Here is a 16,306-nt window from a genome sequence, read left to right on the forward strand (position 1 = left end):
CAGGGGGACGGAGGAGGTCAGGGCGGCGTGGCCGGGGCCGGGCCCGTTGTCTCCCGTACGACCAGGCGGGGACGGCCGTCGAGCGCCGGGGCGGGTACGTCCTCCCCGCAGACCGCGAGCAGGGCGCGGGCCGCCGCCGCGCCGACCGCCTGCACCTGCTGGTCGACGGTGGTCAGCCGGGGGTGGAGCCAGCGGCCGAGCGGCAGGTTGTCGTACCCGACGACGGAGAGGTCGTACGGGACCCGGAGCCCGGCGCGCTGGGCGGTGCCGATGCCGCAGACGGCCATCGAGTCGTTGGAGTAGACGACGGCGGTGGGCCGTTCGGGCAGGGCGAGCAGCTCCTCGGTCGCGGCGACCGCCGCCGCCTCCGTGAAGTCCGTCTCGCGTACGGCGGCGGGCCGCACCCCGGCCCCGGCGAGCGCGTCCTCGAAGGCCGCCCTGCGCAGCCGGGTGTGGGTCAGCTCGGCCGGGCCCGTGACATACGCGATCCGCCGGTGGCCCAGCTCCAGCAGGTGCGCGACGGCCTCGCGCACCCCGGCGTCCTGCCGCCGGAGCCCCACGTTCACCACCGGGGAGGCCGGGTCGGGCGCGCTCAGCAGCACGGCGGGCAGCCCGAGGCCGCGCAGCAGCGGCGGGCGCGGGTCGTCGGCGCGGGCGTCGGTCAGCACCGCCCCGTCGATCCGGCCCTCGGCGACCAGCCGCTCGTACAGCGCGCTCTCCTGCGCCATCCCGGCGACCAGATGGAGCAGCAGGCCGTAGCCGCGCGGGGCGAGTTCGCCCTCAAGCCCGGTGATCAGCTCGCCGAAGTGCGGGTCGGCGCCGAGGACATCGGTGGGGCGGCGCACGACGAGCGCGATGGTACGGGTGCGGGCGCGGCGCAGCGCGGTCGCCGAGGCGGACGGGGACCACCCCAGCTCGGCGGCGGCGGCCAGCACCCGGCGCCGGGTGGCCTCGGTGATCCGGCCCGTGCCGTTGACGGTCTGGGAGACCGTGGCGGTGGAGACCCCCGCGGCGGCGGCCACGGCCTTGATCGTCGGGCGGCCCCGGGCGGCGGGCCGCGCCTCCCGGGGGTGGGCGGGCCGGGGGGTCTGCTGGGTCATGTCTTCACCGCGCCGTTGACGAGAGCCTCCTGCATGCGCTTCTGGAGCACGGTGTACACGATCCACACCGGCACCAGCGTCAACACCGTACCGGCGGTGAGGATCCCGTAGTCCGTGCCGGTCACCGAGCGGAGGGTGGGGAGCGCCACCTGCACCGTGCGCTGCGCCGGATCCGGGCCGATGATCACCAGCGAGTACAGGTACTCGTTCCAGAACGTCAGGAAGTTCAGCAGCAGCACGGTGGCGATGCCCGGCATGCACATCGGCGTGTAGACATGGCGCAGCACCGCGTAGGTGGACGCGCCGTCGATCCGCGCGGCCTCCTCCATCTCGCGCGGGATGGTCCGCATGAACTGGACGAGGATGACGACGGAGAGCGGCATCGCCGTGGCCGGCAGGAACAGCACCATGAACGCGCGGGTGTGGAAGAGCCCGGTCGCTGCGGAGAGCAGGAAGGTCGGGAAGAGCGCGGCGAACGTCGGCACCAGGAAGCCGAGCGAGAACACCCGCTCCACCAGCGCGCCCAGCGCCCCTTCCGCGCGGGCGATCGCGAACGCTGCGGGGACGGCGAGCAGCAGCGTCAGCACGAGCGCGAACGCGGTGACGAGCGCCGAGTTGACGACGGCGAGGCCCAGATCGCCGGAGGAGAACGCCGCGCCGAAGTTGCCGGGGGAGAGGGAGGAGGGGAGGGCGAAGGGGGACCCGAAGATCTCGTCGTTCGACTTGAACGCCGAGACCAGCAGGTAGTAGAGGGGGACCACCAGCAGCAGCGCGTACAGCCACGCGAGAAGGTGCGCGGGCAGCCAGGACCAGGACCTTCCGGGCCCGTGGGCACGGGCACGCGGCTTCATGGCGCCCGGGTTCACGGCGCTCGGGTGCATGGCACTTGTTCGCATGGTGCTCGGGTTCATGGCGCTCGTCTTCATGACAGGGCTCCGGATCTGCGGGACGCGGTCAGTAGTTCTGGCGGAAGACCCGGCGGATGACCAGCAGACCGGCCAGCCCGACCAGGAAGAGGAAGACCCCGACGGTCTGGCTGTAGCCGAGATCCGCCGCGATGAACGCCTTCTGGTACACGAGGAAGGAGAGCGTGGTCGACGAGGACCCCGGGCCGCCCAGCGTGAGCAGCAGCACGTTCTGCGCCGAGCCGAAGAGCGTCCACAGGAACTGGAGCATCGTCACCACGCCCACGAAGTCCCGGATGACGGGGTAGTGGATGCGCCACATCGCGCGCCAGTGCCCGGCCCCGTCGAGCTGCGCCGCCTCCCCGATCTCGTCCGGCACACTGCCGAGGCGCGCCGCGAAGAGGACCGCGGTGAAGCCGATGCCGCTCCACACGTCCACCACGACCAGACAGAGCAGCGCGGTGGAGGGCGAGGCCAGCCAGGCGTCGGCGAGCGAGCCCAGCCCCACCTTCGCCAGCGCCCCGTTGAGGAGCCCGTCCGGGGAGAGGACCGCGTAGAAGACCATGGCCTTGGCCGGGGTCGAGATCAGCCCGGGGATGAAGAGCAGATAGCGCAGCACCCGGTGGCCCGGCGGACGCTGCGCCACGTAGTAGCCGAGCATGTACGCGGCGACGATCATCACCGGCAGGGCGAGGGCGAGCTGGACCGCCGTGTTGACCACGGCGTCCCGGAAGACCGGGTCGGCCACGACCGTACGGACATTGCCGAGCCCCGCGAAGGAGACCGGCTGGAGCATGCCCGGCCAGCGCAGGGCCGCGATGACGAAGATGGCGACCAGCGGGCCGACCATGAAGACCAGGTACCAGACCAGCGCGGGGACGGCGAGGATGACCCCGCCCTGGTTCCGCCGGTCGCGGCCGGCGGGGGAGGGGGAGGGACGGGCGGCCGGGCCGGGGGCGGTGGCGCCGCCCGGCGTGGCGGACGAGAGCATCGTCATGGCATGACTTTCCGGAGGCTCGGGCGGGCGGGGGAGGCGGGCCGTGGTGGGGAACGGCGGGGACGGGGGACAGGCCCCGCGGTGCGGGGTGGGGGACAGGCCCCGCGGTGCGGGGTGGGGCGGCGGGCCGTGCGGTACGGGAGGCGGTGGCGGGTGCCGTGGTGCGGGGAGGCGGTGGTGGGTGCCGTGGTACGGGGCCGGGCGGGCGCCTCGTACCACCGCGCCCGGAGGCGGGTCAGCCCGTGCGGTACGCGGCTTCGAGGGCGGAGCGTACGGCGGCGGCGCTCGTCCCCCGGGTGAAGGCGGTGCTCGTCGCGGTGATCAGCGGCTGGGTGGCGGCCGGCGGGACGTACAGGTCGGGCAGGAGAACCTCGCCCACCGTGTCGCCGAGCCGCTGCGCCGCCGCCACCAGCGGGAAGTCCGTGCTCACCGTGTCCGTCACCAGCGCCATGTCCCGGCCGCTCTCGGTGATGAAGCGGGAGACCACGTCGGGCTGGTACATGAAGCGCAGGAACTTCTCCACGATCGGCAGCTTCTTCGTGCCGTTGGGGCTGATCCAGAAGCCGATCAGGGTGAACGCCCGCATGATGGTGGGCTTCTCGTGGGCGGCGCCGGGCGCCAGCGGCCAGCCGCCCACCTCGGTGCGGGCGGCCACCCCGGCCGGCACCTTCGCCAGCGCCGAGGACATCATGGACGCCATCGCGGCGGCCCCGGTGTTGAACTGCGTGGTCATCGAGTCGGAGGTGAGCCCCTGCGCCTTGTCGGCGAAGACCCCGGCGTCCCGCAGCTCGACGAAGTACTCGATGCCGGCGCGGGCGCCCCGGCCGCCGAAGTCGCCGCTCGCGTAGACCTGCCGGGCCTCCTCCTGGGTGAGAAAGGTCTGGATGATCTGGGCGAGCAGCTTCTGCCCCGTCCAGTCGTTGCCGCCGACGGTGACGGGGGCGATGCCCTTGGCACGCAACTTTCGGGCCGCGCCGATGAGTTCGTCGCCGGTGGCCGGGAGCGGGCCCACCCCGGCCCGGTCCAGCAGGGCCCGGTTGAAGGCGACGGGCCAGTTGGTGGCGAAGTACGGGAAGGCGCGGAGCCGCCCCTTCTCGTCGGTCCACGCCGAGAGCGCGGCGGGCAGGACGCGCTGCCGCAGCCCCCAGTCGTCCAGATACCCCTTGACGTCGACGGTCGCCCCGACCTCCGTCCAGGCGAGCGTCTTGTCGTACAGGTTGACCATGACGACATCGGGCTCTTTCCGGGCCAGCCGGGAGGTCTCGTAGACCTGGCCGAGGTCGTCGCCGTTGACCAGGTTCTTGATCCGGAGCCCCGGATTCTCCTGGTGGAACCGTTTCACCAGGGCGGTGTACGTGACCGAGCCGGGCGCCGTGGTGCCCAGTTGGGTGTGGACCAGCAGCGTGTCGGGATCGGAGTCGGCCGCGGCGATGGCGGAGCAGCCGGAGAGGGCGGGCAGGGCGGTGGCGGCGGCGATGCCGGAACCTGCGGCGAGGAAGCCGCGCCGGCTCAGAGGTGAGCGCACAGCGGGATGTCTCCAACCAGGGGACGTCAACCATCGCCGGTCCGCCGGGGATGGTTAATCGATGTACCAGCGGGTTGCGAGAAAGTTAGGGGCACTTCGGGGCGGGGTCAACCCCTCCGGCGCGATCTCTCCCTACCGGCGCCCGGCGATCCTGCCGGTCACGGCCGTGACCAGCAGGTCGAGCCCGTACTCGAACTCCGCGTCATGGTCGAACCGGGCCAGATACGGGGCCGCCTCGACCAGTCCGGGCAGCCCCGAGGACTCCAGCGTGGCCCGCCGCCGCGCCTCGGCCTCCGGGCCGACCTCCCCGAAGGTCGGCCCCGCCGTGACCTCGCGGAGCAGGGTGCCGATCACCGTGGCGAGGAGCGTCCGCAGCAGATGGACGGCCTCCTCGGGCGGGCACCCCGCGGCGTGCAGCAGCGACAGCACGCTCTCGATGGGGCGGAGCCCGGCCGTGGAGGAGAGCTGACGGGTCAGTACGAGCGCCCCGGCGCGCGGGTGGGCCAGCGTATGGGCGCGGAACATCCGCCCCACGGTGCGCAGATCGGCGTCGAGCGAGCCGGTCGGTTCGGGCAGCGCCATGCCGCCCAGGATGTGCTCGGTGACGGCGTCGAGGAGCTGGTCCTTGCCGTCGACGTAGTGGTAGAGGCTCTTCGCGTCGACCCCGAGACGGCGCGCGACGGTCCGCATGCTGACGGCCTCCGCGCCCTCGTCGTCGATCACCGAGATCGCGGCCTCGACGATCGCGGCCCTGGTCAGCGTGGAGACGCCCTTGCGCGGCCGGCCGCGTCGGGGCGGGGGCGCCGGTGCGTTCCCGGCGGGCGCGGGCTGCGTCGTCATCGCTCCATGATGCCTCACCCTTGTTTAAACCCACAGTGTGGGCTATAACGGAGGTGCCAGAATATCCACAGCGTGGAATTAATGGATGGTGGTCCGTATGGCTCATGGGGCTGGTAGGGCTAGTGGGGCTAGTAGGGCTGGTGGATCCAGTGGGCCGCATGAGGCTCATGGCGCTCGTACGGTCCCGGTGCGGAGCTTTCCGTGGAGTGCGAGGGATGTGGCGGACCTGCCGACCGTCGGCACCCCGGTCGACACCCTCACCGACCAGAGCCGGATGGCGGGCGGCCCCGGCGCCCGGCTGGCCGCCGTGCGGGCGGAGGCGGCGGCGTTCAAGCGCGAGTTCGCGACGACCGGGACGCCCGACACGATCACCACCCACGACCTGGTCACCCTGCCGTACCCGACCCGGTTCGGCCTCTTCCGCGCCTCGCGCGCGCTCGCCCCGTTCCTCTCCATCACCAACCGCATGCTGGTCATCCGCTGGCGGGAGAGCGACGGCCGCCGCCGGGTCCTGCTCTTCGAGCCCAGCGATGTCGAACGGGGCCGGTACACCGCCTACTTCGACCGGCTCGCCCGGCGCACCCCGGATGTCGTGGCGCGCCGCATGGTGACCGAGCACGGTTCTGTACGGAGCCACCTCGCCGGCCTGGGCATCGCGCCGGAGGACGTCGATTACCTGCTCTTCGACCACCTCCACACCCAGGACCTCCGCCGCTGGGTGGGCACCACCGCGTATCAGGAGGACCTGGGCGGCCGGCCCGAGCCCGTCTTCCCCCACGCCAAGGTCGTCGTCCAGCGCGACGAACTCGCCGGCATGGCCGAGCTGCACCCGCTCCAGCGCCCCTGGTACCAGCCGTACGCCTACCGCGACGTGCCGCCCGAGGCGTTCCTGCCGATCGAGGGCTCGGTGATCCTCGGCCCCGGCGTCGGCGTGGTGAAGACCCCGGGGCATGTCTTCGGCAACCAGAGCCTGGTCGTCAACACCGCGACCGGTATCTGGGTCAGCAGCGAGAACGTCATCGCGGCCGAGTGCCTGGTCCCGGAGCACTCGAAGCTCCCCGGGCTCGCGCGGTGGAGCCGCGAGTGGCAGCAGGAGGTCGTCCTCAACGCCAACACCGTGGAGACCACGGCCGACCAGTACAACTCCGTCGTCCTGGAGAAGACGCTCGCCGACCCGAGCCAGGACGACCCGCGCTTCCCGCAGTTCTTCCCGTCCAGCGAGCTGACGGGGGCCTGGACGAACCCGGGCACCACACCCACGTTCAGCCACCGCGCCCTCACCCACACGCGTGGGTGAGCACATGACAGTGAGTGAGCCGACCATGCCGACCGAGCCGACAGCGCCGCCGGAGCCGCCCGCGCCCTCCGCGCCGGCCGTGAACCGTTTCGTCCTGCCGCCCGAGCCGGTGCTCCGCGCACGCGAGAAGCTCGTCCTCGACCACTTCCACGACGAGGTCGCCCAGGACTGGGACGCCACCCTCGCCACCTTCCCGCACCCGCACTACGAGCTGATCGCGCAGATGACGGTGCACGACGGCGACAGCGAGGTGCGGACGTACTACGACGACACCCGGGTCGCCTTCCCCGACCAGGACCACGAGATCATCGCGTTCCGGCACGCGGTCGACGCCGTCATCGTGGAGTTCTGGCTGCTCGGCACCCACCGGGGGCCGCTCGGCGGAATACCGCCGACGGGGTCGCGCCACCGCACCCGGATGACCGCGTACTTCATTTTCGACGAGCACGAGAACCTGGTCACGGAGCGGATCTACTTCGACCGGCTCACCATCCTCAAGCAGCTCGTCGCGGGCGTCGACAAGCGCGGGCCGCGCGGGCTGCTGAAGCTCGCCCGCATCGTCAGGGGCGCGCTCGGGATGGCCGGCTCCGCCCCCGACCCGCGCCTTCTCCGCACCACCCCGCCCGGCTTCGTCTCCGCCGCCACCGCCCGTACCCCCACTCCATCCCCCACCCCTGAGGAACTCTCGTGACCATGCGCGCACTTGTCGGCGGCAGAGGACCCGACTGGAGCATCGAGCGGATCGCCCTCCCCGCCCGGCTCGGCGCCGTCCGCGTCCAGGTGATGGCCGCCGGCCTCAACCGCGCCGACCTCTACGCCCTCGAAGGCTCGTACACCGCCAACTCCCAGGGCGAGGGGCCCTTCACCGCCGGGATGGAGGTCGCCGGGGTTGTCGAGACCAGCAGCCTGCTCGCGCCCCACCTCCCGGTGGGGACCCGGGTCATGGGGATCACGGTGGGCGCCTTCGCCGACTACGCGCTCTGCGACCCGCGCCTGCTCGTCCCCGTCCCCGGGCATCTGAGCTTCGAGGAGGCGGCGACGCTGCCGGTCGGCCTGATCACCGAGCACGACGCGCTCGTCACCCAGGCGGGGTTCACGGCGGGCGACACGGTCCTCGTCGTCGGGGGGACGAGCGCGGTCGGCCTGGTCGGCATCGAACTCGCCAAGGCGCTCGGCGCCGGTACGGTCATCGCCACCACCACCCGTACGGAGAAGACCGCGGCGCTCCTGGCGGCCGGCGCCGATGCCGCGGTCCACACCCCCACCGAAGACCTGGCCGCCGCCGTCCTCGACGCCACCGGAGGGCGGGGCGCGGACATCACCCTCGACCATGTCGGCGGCGAGCTCTTCGCGGCGCTCCCCGCCGCCACCGCCGTCGGCGGCCGGATCGTCTCCATCGGCCGGCTCGCCGGCGCCTCCACCGCGATCGACCTGGACACCCTCGCCTTCCGGCGGCAGCGGCTGATCGGCACGACGTTCAGCATCCGCGGCCGGAGCGAACTCGCCGATGTGGTGGCCGCCCTCGGCGAGGCGGTGCTGCCGGCCGTCGCGGACCGGCGGATCACGCCCCGCCTCGACAGCGTCCACCCGGCCGAGGAGGCGAAGACCGCCGCCGACCGGCTCCGCGCCAACGCCGCCACGGGGAAGGTCGTGCTCTCCTTCGCCGACGCCCACACCGGCCCTGCACCCGCGCCCGACCGCAGGGCCAACATGTTCGGCTCCATCGCCCAGATGGGATACGTCGTCCGCGACATCGAGGCGTCGATGCGGGCGTTCGCCGCCTGCGGCATCGGCCCCTGGTTCCATCTCACCGGCGTCCGGCCCGCCGGCTTCACCTACCGGGGCGCCCCCTCCGACCTGGTCATGGACGTCGCCCTCGCCAACAGCGGCGACGTACAGATCGAGCTGATCACCCCGGTCAACGACGCGCCCTCGATGTACCGGGACTTCCTCGACGCGGGGCACGAGGGCGTCCAGCACATCGCGTACTGGAGCGAGAACTACCAGGAACTGTACGACCGCGCCCGCGCCGCCGGGTTCACCGTCGGCCAGGAGGGGCGCATCGGGGGCGCCGACGGCCGCTTCGCCTATCTGGAGACCGAGCACCACCCCGGCACCGTCATCGAGATCTCCGATGTCGGCGGTACCAAGAAGCTCGTCTTCGACCTGATCAGAACGGCCTCGGCGAACTGGGACGGCAGCAACCCCGTCCAGCGCGTCGACGCCGGTCTCATCAGCGGCGACCCGGCCGCCCTCACCGCGCTCGTCGAGGCCCTCGGATGAAGGTCCACCACCTCAACTGCGGGACCATGCGGCTGCCCGGCGCCCGCCTCGTCTGCCATGTCCTGGCCGTCGAGACGGGCGGCGGGGTGGCGCTCGTGGACACCGGGTACGGGACCCGCGACATCGCCGACCCGGCGGGCCGGATCGGCGCCGTACGCCACCTCATCCGTCCGGTCCTCGACCCGGCGGAGACCGCGCTGCACCAGCTCGCGGGGCTCGGCTTCACCGCGCGGGACGTCACCGACATCGTGCTCACCCACTTCGACCTGGACCACATCGGCGGGCTGGACGACTTCCCGGAAGCGCGGGTCCATGTCACCGCCGCCGAGGCGTCCGCCGCGCGCTCGCCCGCCACGCTCCTGGAGCGGGGACGGTACGACCGTACGCGGGTGCCCCGGGGCCCGAGGCTGGTGGCGCACGCGCCCACCGGGGAGCCCTGGCGCGGATTCGCCGCCGCCAGGCCGCTCACCGGGACCGGCGAGGGCATCGTGCTGGTGCCGCTGCCCGGCCACACCCGGGGGCATGCCGCCGTCGCGGTCGACGCGGGCGACCACTGGGTGCTCCACTGCGGCGACGCCTTCTACCACCCGGGCACCCTGGACGGCGCCTCCCGCGTCCCGCGCGCGCTCCGGATCCAGGAGCGGGCCGTCGCCCATGACATCGCGGCCCTGAGAGCCAATCAGGCCCGTATCGCCGAGGTGCGGGAGGAGGACCGGGCGGCGCTGACGGTGGTCTGCGCCCATGACCCCGGCCTCTTCGAGGCGGCCCGCGAGCGGGGCGCCGCCGTGCCGTGACCAAGGGACCGAGCAGCGGCCGGGCAGGGCCCGGGGACGACATCCGTCCCCGGGCCCTTCGGCGTTCCCGGTCCGTTCGGCCGGTGTCCGCGTGGCTGTCGCCCGGGGGTAAGGCACTGGCGCCCGCTGCTAAGTACGTGGTGCTTCGACCCGATTAGTTTCCTTTTCCAGAGCGGCAATACACCGCCGGAGCACCGAGAGAGTCCGAGAGACACCGAGAGACACCGAGAAAGCACCGAGAGAGGACCGATGCCATGACCGAGCCCGAGGAGACCCCGCCGGCATGCCGGAGCGAAGTGACGGGAACGCGTGTGCCTGTGATCGCTGGTGGGGGTGGTGGCTGTGGGATCGGGGCATGTGTGTGCGGTGGTCGTGCGTATGGCTTTGCGGAGGGTTCGGGATGCCATGGCGTCCCAGCCGGGGGACCGGGGGGCGGTGTGTATTGGGGGGATGGTGCGGGTGAGGACGGTTGCGGAGGTCGGGCATGCCCGCTACCGGGACTATTCGCAGTGCACCGGGCTTCAGCCCGGTGGTGAAGCGAATCTGAGAGTTGCTCTGACCTTAGCTGTGTGCATGATCCGCACTGTTCACCTCGGCCCAGGTAGGAGCGGCCGGTTCTGCTGCTCGATGTACTGCTTCACGATGCTGAGCGGTGCGCCGCCGACGGAACCGGCGAAGTACGAGCCGGACCAGAGTCGTTGTGCCCGCCAGTAGTGGCGGACGAGGTCGGGGAACTCCTGGCGCAGCCGCCGGGAAGAGACGCCCTTGAGGCTGTTGACCAGTTTGGACACGGCGACCTTCGGCGGGAAGTTCACGAGCAGGTGGACGTGGTTGTTCTCGCCGTTGAACTCGACCAGCTCGGCCTCGAAGTCCTCGCACACGGCCCGCATGATCTCCTCGCACCGCGTCAGGTGTCGATCGGCGAAGACTTTGTGCCGGTACTTCGTCACGAAAACCAAGTGGACATGCATGCGGAAGTCACAGTGGCGACCAGTACGAATGTTCTCATCAATATCCATAAACCAATTGTGTATCGTGATCCGCGTGCAGCTTCGGTACAGCTTCCGCTTGTACCCGAGCGCCGGTCAGCGCAGTGCGTTGGCGAGGGCGTTCGGGTGTGTGCGGGTGGTCTACAACGACGGGCTCCGCGCTCGGGAGACCGCCCGCAGCGAAGGCATGCCGTTCCCGAAGGCCGGGGACCTGTCGAAGCAGCTCATCACCGAGGCGAAGAACACCCCGGAACGGGCCTGGCTCGGCGAGGTCTCGGCGGTCGTCCTCCAGCAGTCCCTCCGCGACCTGGACGCCGCGTACCGGAACTTCTTCGACGGGCTCAGGGGCAAGCGCCCCCGCATGGGCGCACCCCGGTACAAGTCGAAACGGGACACCCGGCAGTCGGTCCGGTTCACCGCGAACGCCCGCTGGTCGATCACGACCGGCGGGAAGCTGCGCCTGCCGAAGATCGGCGACGTCAAGGTGAAGTGGTCGCGGACGCTGCCCTCCGTGCCGTCGACGGTGACGGTAGTCAAGGACAGCGCGGGCAGGTACTTCGCGAGCTTCGTCGTGGGGGCCGGCCCGGAGGAAGTCCTTCCCGAGGTCACACCCGAGCTGGGCATCGATCTCGGGCTCGGGCACTTCGCGGTCCTCTCCGACGGGACGAAGGTCGACAGCCCGCGCTTCCTGCGCCGCGCCGAGAAGCGCCTGAAGAAGGCACAGCGCGCCCTCTCCCGCAAGGAGAAGGGCTCCAGCAACCGGAACAAGGCCCGGATCAAGGTCGCCCGCGCACACGCGAAGGTGGCCGACGCACGCCGCGAGTTCCACCACCAGCTCTCCACGAAGCTGATCCGCGAGAACCAAGCGGTCGCCGTGGAGGACCTGGCGGTGAAGGGCCTCGCCCGCACGCGCCTGGCCAAGTCCGTCCACGACGCCGGATGGTCGGCGTTCGTGAACATGCTGGAGTACAAGGCCGCACGGTACGGGCGCACCTTCGTGAAGATCGGCCGCTTCGAGCCGACCTCCCAGGTGTGCTCGCAGTGCGGCGTGAAGGACGGCCCGAAGCCGCTGCACGTCCGTGTGTGGACGTGTGGGGCGTGCGGGTCGGTCCTGGACCGGGACATCAACGCGGCGGTCAACGTCGCGAAGGCGGCCGGACTGGCCGTGTCAGCCTGTGGAGCGCGGGTAAGACCGGAACTCGTCCCGGCACCGCGCGGCGAAGCAGGAACCCACCCGACACCGCAGCCTTCAACGGCGCGGTAGGCGGGAATCGCCGTCCTTCAGGGCAGCGAGGATGTCAATCCCCTACGGGCAGCGCCCGGTGGCGGTACTCGCTCGGCGGCATGCCGTGGCCGGTGCGGAACGCCCGGGTGAAGTCGGCCGCGTGGGTGAAGCCCCAGGTGGTGGCGATGGCGTGGATGGGCCGGGCCCGCAGCGAGGGATCGGCGAGATCCCGGCGGGCCCGGTCGAGGCGCTGCCTCCTGATCCAGCCGGAGACCGTGGTGTCCTGACCGTGGAAGAGCCGGTGCAGGGTGCGGGTGGAGATGTGGTGGGCCGCGGCGATCCGGGCGGGGGTGAGGTCCGGGTCCCCCAGGTGCCGGTGGATGTACGCGCGGACCTTGAGGAGCAGCACGTCCGGGGCGGCCTCGGGCGGCGTCTCCGCCCCGAGGTGGTGGCCGAGGAGCGCGCTCACCAGATCGATGGTGACCCCGCCGATCCGCGCGGCGTCCGCCGGGCCGTAGCGGGTCGGGTCGGTGGTGAGCCCGACGAGGAAGCGGCTCAGCAGCCCGCCGATCCCGCTCCGGCCGGGTAACGCCACGGCGAGCAGCGAGTCCCCCTGGCCGGCGGGAAGCCGCAGCATGGCCCGGGGGAAGAGCGCCTGGACCATCGTGGTGGTGCCGTCCCCGTCCGGGCCCATCCGGCCGTGGAGGGGATGGGAGGTGGAGGTGAGCACCAGGCTGCCGGCGGGCAGGTCCGCCTCGCGCCCGGACTGGACGGCGCCCGCCTGTCCGCTCCGGGTGTAACTGAGGTTGTACTGCTCCGGATCGGAGTGCCGGACCATCTTCGGCGTACGGTCGCTGACGAGCGACGTGCACCCCGCCACGGTCACCGTCACCGGGCCGAGACCCACCGCCTGAAGGTTCCCCCGGAAGTCTTCGGCGTGCTCGGAGCTGATTCTCGTGGGTGCGTGGCTCGCGCAGGCCATCTCACGCCAGCGCTCGAATCTCTCCGGTGCCGGATGGTCCTCCGCGCGGAAAAGTGTCTCGATCATCTGTCCCCCCGACAGTGATACCGACGCGGCGCCGGCTCTCGTCCCGGCCGCTCGCACGTGGTGTTGACAGCACCGTGGCAGAGGGGCGATGACGCGTCATCATGGCTCACCCTGAGGCGCCGTTCTCTGGCGTGAAAAGTGCGGTACGCGGGTGCCGGACGGCTGTTCCGTATTCCCGGAACGCGAATTCCGCGATCACGGACGGGGCGTCAGGAAAGGTGGCCGGCGGGTGTATTCATCCGCTCCGGCTGGCGCATTCCTTTCCGTGGTGCGCAGTTGAGGGCGTGCCGGGAATTCCCGGGCAGATCACGGAGTGGCGAAGTGCCCCTTAAGGGCGTTTTGGTGGTATTTGCCGGTAAAGGTGCGTAGAGGCTTTTGGGGGTAACTTGCGCTCTCTGTAGCGCTTTGAGGGTCCGATAAGTCCGATGTATTCGTGACGTGTGTCACGTGGGCGATGGTGGGCGGGTCCGGCCGGTGGGGGTGCTTTCTCTCGTGGGGGAGGAAAGTTGAGTTCCCGGAGCCGTTCCGATGGGGGGAATAAGCCGAGAAGGCGGAACTTGTGCGGTCCTGGCATCTCGCTTACGTTCTCGTCCATCCGGATGGACCGCCCAATCCTGCCGCTGTCCGGATATCGACCCGACACCTAATCCGTCAGCAGGCAGGAGCGGGGGACCCAGGTAGTACGCCGGTCCGGAATTCCGGAGCGGCTAGGGGTGAAGTCGCGCGACCGCGTGGCCGGGCATCTCCAGCCCGAACCCGACAGCTCACCTCGCAGGCGACGGAGAGGGAATTCGTCGTGCCCAGAAACGCCAAGCACCGCCGTTCCAGAACCGGCTCGATCGTCCGACGCGTGGTCGCGCTGGGCACCGGGGGCGCCGCGCTCGCCGCGCTTCCGCTGGTGTCCGCCGGTGCCGCCCAGGCGGCGCCCGTCACGGCGGAGACCTCCGCCGCGCGGGCCACCGTTCCCGCCGCCGTCACCGCCTCCCCGGAGTCCACGGAGTCCACCCCCGCGACCTATGTCGTGGTGTACGGCGACTCGCTCTCCAAGATCGCCAAGGCGCACTCGCTCAGCGGCGGCTGGCAGAAGCTGTACGAGGACAACCGGGCCGCCATCGGCTCCAACCCGTCCCTCGTCCAGCCCGGCCTGAAGCTCACCCTCGGCAAGGCCACCTCCGGCGCCGGGAAGAGCGCCGCGTCCGCCAAGACGGCTGTCGCCACCGAGGTCGTCGCCAAGACCTACAGCAACAACCTGGACGGCTGGATCCGCGAGTCGCTGGACGTCATGGCCCAGCACGGGATCCCCGGCAGCTACGAGGGCATCCACCGCAACATCATGCGGGAGTCCTCCGGCAACCCGTACGCGATCAACAACTGGGACATCAACGCCCAGAACGGCGTCCCGTCCAAGGGGCTGCTCCAGGTCATCGCCCCGACGTTCCAGGCGTACCACGTGCCCGGCACGGCGTACGACGCCTACGACCCGGTCGCCAACATCACCGCCGCGTGCAACTACGCCGCCGCGCGGTACGGCTCGATCGACAACGTGAACGGCCCCTACTAGGCCGGACGCGTTCCGGCCCCGAGACCGCAGGCCGGACATATCGCTCTGTAACGTCACATATGCCTCGGCCCCGCCACCCGTCATGGGCGGCGGGGCCGAGGCATGTGCCGTGCGTGCCGTGCGTGCTGTGCGTGCCGTGCCTGCGGTACGTACGGCGCGACGGGTCACCCGCGCCGCGCGCGTACCTCCCGTATCCCCGCCACCATCAGCACCAGCGCCGTCGCGCCCAGCGACCACAGGAGCTGGGGGCGGGCCACGTCGTCCGTCAGCATCAGGACGACCACCACCGCGATCACACCCAGCGTGAGCCAGGTCAGCCCCGGGAAGAGCCACATCCGCAGGGTCAGCCGCTCCGGGGCCTCCCGCTCGAACCGGGGGCGGAGCCGGAGCTGGGACGCCGCGATCATCGCCCAGACGAAGAGCAGCACCGCGCCGACCGCGTTGAGCAGGTAGAGGAAGATCGAATCGGGCCACTCCAGGTTGAGCAGGACCGAGACGAACCCGAACGCCACCGACGCCAGCACCGCGCGCCGGGGCACGCCCGCGCCGCTCACCCGGGTCAGCCCCCTCGGCGCCTCCCCGCGCTCCGCCAGCGAGAAGATCATCCGCGAGGAGCCGTAGAGGTTGGCGTTGAGCGCCGAGAGCAGCGCCACGAACACCACGATGTTCATCACCTGCCCCGCCGACGGGATCCCGATCGCGTCCAGCACGGTGACATAGGGGCTGAGCCCGGCCCGCTGCGCCGTCCACGGCAGCACGGTCACGATCACCGCCATCGACCCCACGTAGAAGAAGAGGATCCGGACGACCGCGCTCCGTACCGCGCGGGCCACCGAGCGCACCGGGTCGTCGGACTCGGCCGCCGCGATCGTGACGACCTCCAGACCGCCGAAGGCGAAGACCACGGCGAGCACCCCGGAGATGACGCCCTGCCAGCCGTTCGGCAGGAAGCCGCCGTGGCCGGTGAGGTTGGCCGGACCGGCGGAGTGGGTGTCGGGGAGGACACCGAGGATCGCGAGCACCCCGAGGACCAGGAACGCGACGATCGCGAAGACCTTCAGTGCCGCGAAGGAGAACTCGAACTCGCCGAAGTTCTTCACGGCGGCGAGGTTCGCCCCGGTGAACACCAGCATGAAGATCAGCACCCACCCCCACTGCGGTACCGAGGGCAGCCAGCCGTGGGCGATCGTGGCCGCGCCGGTGGCCTCCACGGCGAGCACGACGACCAGCAGGAACCAGTACAGCCACCCCACGCTGAACCCGGCCCAGCGGCCGAGCGCCCGCTCGGCGTGGACGGAGAACGAGCCCGAGGCGGGCATCGCCGTCGACATCTCGCCGAGCATCCGCATCACGCACATCGCGAGCCCGCCCGCGATCAGATACGAGACGACGATCCCGGGCCCGGCCACCGCGATCCCGGCGCCCGAGCCGACGAAGAGCCCGGCGCCGATCACCCCGCCGAGCCCGAGCATGGTGAGGTGGCGCTGCTTGAGCCCGCCGGCCAGCGGCTCGCCGGACGCGCCGGGCCCGTCGGCCGGGGCCGAGGGGGCGGCCGGGGGAGTGGTGGGGGGTGGTGCTGGAGTGCTCATGGGGGGTTCAGGGCTGCTTTCGGAGGGGACGAGCCGGTACGTACCGGCTCGTCGCAGTCTCTCCGGAGGGCCCCCTCCCAGGCAAAATGAATATCGTCGGAAGCGGGCGGGGCGGGGCGCGGCTCCCCGCTCGGGGCGGCCCGGCCCGGCCGC

Annotated in this window: 14 protein-coding genes and 1 riboswitch; of the genes, 6 read left to right on the forward strand and 8 right to left on the reverse strand. The window is 71.5% G+C overall.

Going from position 1 to position 16,306, the window contains the following annotated elements; genetic code table 11:
- Positions 1-17 precede the first annotated feature (17 nt).
- The 5 genes from AB0O07_RS00930 to AB0O07_RS00950 all read right to left on the reverse strand — a co-directional run bounded on the left by AB0O07_RS00930 (position 18) and on the right by AB0O07_RS00950 (position 5,367).
- The gene (locus AB0O07_RS00930) at positions 18-1,100 is read right to left on the reverse strand and encodes a LacI family DNA-binding transcriptional regulator (protein ID WP_365624777.1); all 1,083 of its coding nucleotides are present in this window, start codon (positions 1,098-1,100) and stop codon (positions 18-20) included.
- Positions 1,097-1,951, reverse strand: coding sequence for a carbohydrate ABC transporter permease (locus AB0O07_RS00935; RefSeq protein ID WP_365627856.1), 855 nt, complete (start codon positions 1,949-1,951; stop codon positions 1,097-1,099). The genes AB0O07_RS00930 and AB0O07_RS00935 overlap by 4 nt, the downstream gene beginning before the upstream one ends.
- Positions 1,952-2,054: 103 nt before the next feature.
- Positions 2,055-3,002 carry a sugar ABC transporter permease gene (locus tag AB0O07_RS00940; RefSeq protein WP_365624780.1) on the reverse strand — a complete coding sequence of 316 codons (948 nt, stop codon included), beginning with the start codon at positions 3,000-3,002 and terminating at the stop codon, positions 2,055-2,057.
- 235 nt (positions 3,003-3,237) lie between these two features.
- A complete protein-coding gene (locus AB0O07_RS00945; RefSeq protein WP_365624783.1) occupies positions 3,238-4,527 on the reverse strand; it encodes an ABC transporter substrate-binding protein in 1,290 nt (429 codons plus the stop codon).
- 132 nt (positions 4,528-4,659) lie between these two features.
- Positions 4,660-5,367 carry a TetR/AcrR family transcriptional regulator C-terminal domain-containing protein gene (locus tag AB0O07_RS00950; protein WP_365624786.1) on the reverse strand — a complete coding sequence of 236 codons (708 nt, stop codon included), beginning with the start codon at positions 5,365-5,367 and terminating at the stop codon, positions 4,660-4,662.
- A gap of 217 nt (positions 5,368-5,584) precedes the next feature.
- Between AB0O07_RS00950 and AB0O07_RS00955 the strand changes: the two genes are divergently transcribed.
- Genes AB0O07_RS00955 through AB0O07_RS00970 form a run of 4 tightly spaced genes read left to right on the forward strand, consistent with a single transcriptional unit; the run spans position 5,585 to position 9,741 of the window.
- On the forward strand, positions 5,585-6,664 hold the full coding sequence (locus tag AB0O07_RS00955; RefSeq protein WP_365624789.1) for a hypothetical protein: 1,080 nt from the start codon (positions 5,585-5,587) through the stop codon (positions 6,662-6,664).
- A 25-nt stretch (positions 6,665-6,689) separates the two neighbouring features.
- Complete coding sequence (locus AB0O07_RS00960; RefSeq protein ID WP_365624792.1) at positions 6,690-7,355, forward strand: ester cyclase; 666 nt, start codon at positions 6,690-6,692, stop codon at positions 7,353-7,355.
- A gap of 2 nt (positions 7,356-7,357) precedes the next feature.
- Positions 7,358-8,947, forward strand: coding sequence for a zinc-binding dehydrogenase (locus tag AB0O07_RS00965; protein WP_365624795.1), 1,590 nt, complete (start codon positions 7,358-7,360; stop codon positions 8,945-8,947).
- Positions 8,944-9,741 (forward strand): MBL fold metallo-hydrolase, encoded by a 798-nt coding sequence (locus AB0O07_RS00970; RefSeq protein ID WP_365624798.1) that lies wholly within the window; start codon positions 8,944-8,946, stop codon positions 9,739-9,741. The genes AB0O07_RS00965 and AB0O07_RS00970 overlap by 4 nt, the downstream gene beginning before the upstream one ends.
- A gap of 587 nt (positions 9,742-10,328) precedes the next feature.
- Here AB0O07_RS00970 and tnpA read toward each other — a convergent pair.
- Positions 10,329-10,760: an IS200/IS605 family transposase gene (gene tnpA, locus AB0O07_RS00975; protein WP_365624801.1), complete on the reverse strand. Its 432-nt coding sequence runs from the start codon at positions 10,758-10,760 to the stop codon at positions 10,329-10,331.
- A gap of 25 nt (positions 10,761-10,785) precedes the next feature.
- Between tnpA and AB0O07_RS00980 the strand changes: the two genes are divergently transcribed.
- Positions 10,786-11,994, forward strand: a complete 1,209-nt coding sequence (locus AB0O07_RS00980) for an RNA-guided endonuclease TnpB family protein (protein WP_365624804.1) — start codon at positions 10,786-10,788, stop codon at positions 11,992-11,994.
- Positions 11,995-12,028: 34 nt separating this feature from the next.
- Here AB0O07_RS00980 and AB0O07_RS00985 read toward each other — a convergent pair whose 3' ends face one another.
- Positions 12,029-13,003 carry a helix-turn-helix domain-containing protein gene (locus tag AB0O07_RS00985; RefSeq protein ID WP_365624807.1) on the reverse strand — a complete coding sequence of 325 codons (975 nt, stop codon included), beginning with the start codon at positions 13,001-13,003 and terminating at the stop codon, positions 12,029-12,031.
- 630 nt (positions 13,004-13,633) lie between these two features.
- Positions 13,634-13,796, forward strand: a riboswitch (cyclic di-AMP (ydaO/yuaA leader).
- A gap of 3 nt (positions 13,797-13,799) precedes the next feature.
- Here AB0O07_RS00985 and AB0O07_RS00990 point away from each other — a divergent pair.
- Positions 13,800-14,564, forward strand: coding sequence for a transglycosylase SLT domain-containing protein (locus AB0O07_RS00990; protein WP_365624810.1), 765 nt, complete (start codon positions 13,800-13,802; stop codon positions 14,562-14,564).
- Positions 14,565-14,728: 164 nt separating this feature from the next.
- Here AB0O07_RS00990 and AB0O07_RS00995 read toward each other — a convergent pair whose 3' ends face one another.
- Positions 14,729-16,036 (reverse strand): amino acid permease, encoded by a 1,308-nt coding sequence (locus AB0O07_RS00995; protein WP_365627859.1) that lies wholly within the window; start codon positions 16,034-16,036, stop codon positions 14,729-14,731.
- Between the last annotated feature and the right edge of the window lie 270 nt (positions 16,037-16,306).

It is taken from the genome of Streptomyces sp. NPDC093085 (genome assembly GCF_040683935.1).
Classification (GTDB): domain Bacteria; phylum Actinomycetota; class Actinomycetes; order Streptomycetales; family Streptomycetaceae; genus Streptomyces.

Bases quoted from the DNA above. Each gene is read 5' to 3' on its own strand.
- AB0O07_RS00940 (WP_365624780.1), bottom strand. From the start codon at position 3,002: ATGACGATGCTCTCGTCCGCCACGCCGGGCGGCGCCACCGCCCCCGGC.
- tnpA (WP_365624801.1), bottom strand. From the start codon at position 10,760: ATGGATATTGATGAGAACATTCGTACTGGTCGCCACTGTGACTTCCGC.
- AB0O07_RS00960 (WP_365624792.1), top strand. From the start codon at position 6,690: ATGCCGACCGAGCCGACAGCGCCGCCGGAGCCGCCCGCGCCCTCCGCG.
- AB0O07_RS00930 (WP_365624777.1), bottom strand. From the start codon at position 1,100: ATGACCCAGCAGACCCCCCGGCCCGCCCACCCCCGGGAGGCGCGGCCC.
- AB0O07_RS00970 (WP_365624798.1), top strand. From the start codon at position 8,944: ATGAAGGTCCACCACCTCAACTGCGGGACCATGCGGCTGCCCGGCGCC.
- AB0O07_RS00995 (WP_365627859.1), bottom strand. From the start codon at position 16,036: ATGCTCGGGCTCGGCGGGGTGATCGGCGCCGGGCTCTTCGTCGGCTCG.
- AB0O07_RS00935 (WP_365627856.1), bottom strand. From the start codon at position 1,951: ATGAAGCCGCGTGCCCGTGCCCACGGGCCCGGAAGGTCCTGGTCCTGG.
- AB0O07_RS00965 (WP_365624795.1), top strand. From the start codon at position 7,358: ATGCGCGCACTTGTCGGCGGCAGAGGACCCGACTGGAGCATCGAGCGG.
- AB0O07_RS00950 (WP_365624786.1), bottom strand. From the start codon at position 5,367: ATGACGACGCAGCCCGCGCCCGCCGGGAACGCACCGGCGCCCCCGCCC.
- AB0O07_RS00985 (WP_365624807.1), bottom strand. From the start codon at position 13,003: ATGATCGAGACACTTTTCCGCGCGGAGGACCATCCGGCACCGGAGAGA.